The sequence below is a fragment of the Vitreoscilla stercoraria DSM 513 genome, from assembly GCF_000382305.1.
Classification (GTDB): Bacteria; Pseudomonadota; Gammaproteobacteria; order Burkholderiales; family Neisseriaceae; genus Vitreoscilla; species Vitreoscilla stercoraria.
Window position 1 is genome coordinate 1 of the sequence record NZ_KB908047.1, and the last position, 3211, is coordinate 3211.

The 3211-nt window shown below is 42.7% G+C and carries 4 protein-coding genes and 1 pseudogene; 1 reads left to right on the forward strand and 4 read right to left on the reverse strand.

Features of this window, described 5'->3' with window-relative positions; genetic code table 11:
* Window positions 1–465, forward strand: a pseudogene (locus H150_RS0113280) (transposase family protein); the annotation flags it as partial.
* A 52-nt stretch (window positions 466–517) separates the two neighbouring features.
* Here the strand turns inward: H150_RS0113280 and H150_RS14590 are convergent.
* The 4 genes from H150_RS14590 to H150_RS0113300 all read right to left on the reverse strand — a co-directional run bounded on the left by H150_RS14590 (window position 518) and on the right by H150_RS0113300 (window position 3125).
* Window positions 518–883 carry a replication initiation protein gene (locus H150_RS14590; protein ID WP_051083058.1) on the reverse strand — a complete coding sequence of 122 codons (366 nt, stop codon included), beginning with the start codon at window positions 881–883 and terminating at the stop codon, window positions 518–520.
* Between the two features lie 311 nt (window positions 884–1194).
* Window positions 1195–1887: a DUF1281 family ferredoxin-like fold protein gene (locus tag H150_RS0113290; protein WP_019959545.1), complete on the reverse strand. Its 693-nt coding sequence runs from the start codon at window positions 1885–1887 to the stop codon at window positions 1195–1197.
* 64 nt (window positions 1888–1951) lie between these two features.
* Window positions 1952–2887, reverse strand: a complete 936-nt coding sequence (locus H150_RS0113295; RefSeq protein WP_211206692.1) for a recombination directionality factor — start codon at window positions 2885–2887, stop codon at window positions 1952–1954.
* Entirely contained in the window at window positions 2823–3125 is a 303-nt protein-coding gene (locus tag H150_RS0113300; protein WP_019959547.1) for an antirestriction protein, read from the reverse strand. The genes H150_RS0113295 and H150_RS0113300 overlap by 65 nt, the downstream gene beginning before the upstream one ends.
* Between the last annotated feature and the right edge of the window lie 86 nt (window positions 3126–3211).

The following is a 3211-nucleotide window of genomic DNA, read 5'->3' on the forward strand; positions in this document are numbered from 1 at the left end:
TGAATTGGAAGCTGAGAATGCCCGTCTGAAGAAGATGTACGCTGAAGAACGGCTCAAAGCTGAGATCATTCAGGAGGCGATGGCAAAAAAGTGGTGAAGCCATCTTTGCGCAAAAAGATGGCGTATGAGGCAGTCACACAAAAGGCTGTTAGCATACGTTTTGCCTGTACTGCTTTTCAAATCAGCGAAACGTGTTATCGTTATCAGCACCAAAGCGAAGACGATAATGCGTTGATTGCAGATTGGTTGATTAAGCTTACTGATGCGCATCGCGATTGGGGATTTGGTTTGTGTTTTGCCTACATACGTAACGTCAAAGGCCTTAAATTCAATCACAAACGGGTTTATAGAATTTATTGTGAGTTGGCTTTGAACCTCAGAATCAAGCCCAAACGCCGCATTAAGCGTCCTGTACCAGAAGTGTTGAAAGAGCCTGAGCATACCAATGACATTTGGTCTAAAGATGGCAAGCAGGAAGACGAGCAATCAACAGAGAAAGCGGCCTGAATGCCATACACTAGATTTGACAATAACTCATAAAGCCCTCGTTATGGGTATAAAACACAGAACTTAGCCAATTAACTTGGAAAACACCTTTATGCCCATTATATTCACCATAATAGGTAATATGCTTCGATAAAAATACTTTAGCCGCATCTCTCAATTGCTCATAAGCTTGCCGAATAGGTAACTGAAAAGTTGCAGCATATTCATGAGCAGTAATTTGAATAGGTTTCATCACACCGTCCATTCTACTGATAGCGGCCATTAAAATTCGCTTTTCTGCCAAAGTTAATCCTTGAGCAGACCGTACCAAAGCATTCGATAAAACCACATTTTTTGATTGCAGTCCTACAAACTTTTTTTCGACTTCATTAACCATAATGAAACACATTCCGTACAGTAGATTTGTGCACCTTACACCAATTTGAAACACATTTAAAGTTGTTTCAAATCATCTTGTAAAAGTGTACGGAAAATGTTTCATGAACATCTATGAAACCCTTACCTGGCAATGATTTCAGAGCCCCTAAAAAGGTTTTAAAAAGAATTTAAAAATAGATGAAAAAGAAAAACAGAGAAATTTTCTGTGTATAACTCAAAAAAAATTAGACACACAAAGACCAAAAAAATAAGTTATCCACAAGAAAAACAGCCTCTCCACCTTTTCAGGTTTCAAGACTGTTTTACCGTTTAGCTGAACAAAGCATCAATCTGCTCATCAGTGTATTCTTCATCCATCAAACCACCTTGACCATCTGATCGATACACACCTGCAAATTCTGCAAACTCATCCATGTATTCAATTTCAACACTCACACTTGGATACAGTTGTGCCAACTTTCTGTAAATCGGTTCTGCTGGTGACCAAGCAGTTTCTAAGTAACCACTCAAACAAGTACAATCTTCACTGAGTTCCAATTCACAGTTATACGCATTCCACTTCGTACCCCAGTGCTCAAGTCTCCAGTGATACCAACTGAAATGACCGTATTGCTGTAAGTTTTTTTGGTATTGTCTGCCTAAACCAAGATCCAAACCAAAGTGCAGCTGTAAGTCTGATTCATTTTCTAAAACCATAATGGCTTGGCCTATGGTTAAGCTTTGCCATTCAAATCCATACTTGGACAATGCCTGTATCAGCTGATAGGCATGAGGAAACAAATCGGTGTTGATGACAGTTTGATTGGGATTAGCCTGTAACAATGCCAATGCATTTTGACCTTGGTTGGTGTTTTCAATGTCCAAAGCTTGAGGCATCGGTATGATGCGATTGAAATCAATCACAGCTTGTTGACCATCTGCATTGACGATGTGACGGTACAACTGCTGAATGTCTTTTGGATGACCTGTGAAACTGAAATGTTGGCTGCAATGATTGGGCATGATGATTTTCCTTTCAGGAATGAAAAAAGCCTTCACAAGGAAGGCTGAGGATTGTGTGACAAGTTTATTTGGCTTGTAACTTGTCTGCTAAGAGTCCAACGGCTGATTGGGCTGATTCAATGTTTGAGGTTTCTTGCGGATAAAACTCTTCCACCACTTCCAAACCTTCGTCTTCAGTGTCTTCAAACGCGCCATTGGCAAAGCCAGCTTTCGCTGCTTCATCCAAAGCTTGTTGATTGAATCCTGCTTGTTGCCGCTGTTGATTGAGTTCTGTTGCCATGGCCAAGGTTTGTTCTAAGCTGTGTTCAGGACGGGTGGTGATGTCGACATAAAAAATCGTTTGTCGAAATGATTGCACAGTGGATTTACCTCTGATGCGCAGTGCCAAAGGCAAACAAGCCAATTGTTGGTTGGATACAGCACTGAAGTAATTCAAACGACTGGCAAGGGTTCGGATGCTGTTAAAGCCTGTGGTTCTGAATACAAACGTACCCAATTCGTCTTCATCGCCTATGACCACATTCAAACGGCCATAAGGTTTGCAGTAACCTGCTTGTCCATACTCACAAGCTACGGGACTGGGGCAAGGCAAGCTTTGGACACCATTGGCAGTGATGCGCTTACAGCTTTCACCATTGCCCACACACATCGGTCTGCCACTGCTGCGGTCAAACAAGGTGTATTGCGCTCTAAAATTCAAATCAGGTTGGTTGAACAGCAAACGAATCGGAATGACTCTGAGCTTGTCGGTGTTTTGTTGCTGACGCAGTTGTTCATCCAGTGGATGCTTGAGCCATTGCCCTTTGCTTTGGATTTGAGTGGTGAGGGTGAACTCATCGTCTTTCTCAGGCAAACGCTTGCCATTTTTCTCGACCACTTTGCCAATTGAGATGCGTCCAAGTACGGGTGGGGGGGATGAATGGGTTGGTAGATGGTCAATCGATCGCTGCCAGAGTTTCACTGGCGTTTGGTTGCTCCAAAGCGTAATCACGCAAGGCATGAAACAGGTGACTCACTTGGGCGCATAAACGGGGATTTTGATGGGTAGCGAAAGACAAATCTGACAATACCATCAAATTGACCACAATAGAGGCCGAAAAAACGCCCATACGCGCGTTAAAACCATTGGGTGATACCAACAGTAGGGTAGAGCCTTCATCGCGCTCTAAGACGCTCAAACAGCCTTTATTGCTCAAATGGTGAAATGACCAATAGCCACCTGTGTATTCAGGGGTCACCTCAGAAAACGGAATTTAAAGTACGTTAAGGCTGAGTCGAGGCAGGTAGCCAACGGTACAAGGTAGAAACCGATACACCGAGGTTT

What these genes read in the sequence shown, in the direction of transcription:
- H150_RS0113295 (WP_211206692.1), bottom strand. Translation starts at nt 2,887, where the DNA reads ATGCCTTGCGTGATTACGCTTTGGAGCAACCAAACGCCAGTGAAACTC.
- H150_RS14590 (WP_051083058.1), bottom strand. Translation starts at nt 883, where the DNA reads ATGGTTAATGAAGTCGAAAAAAAGTTTGTAGGACTGCAATCAAAAAAT.
- H150_RS0113290 (WP_019959545.1), bottom strand. Translation starts at nt 1,887, where the DNA reads ATGCCCAATCATTGCAGCCAACATTTCAGTTTCACAGGTCATCCAAAA.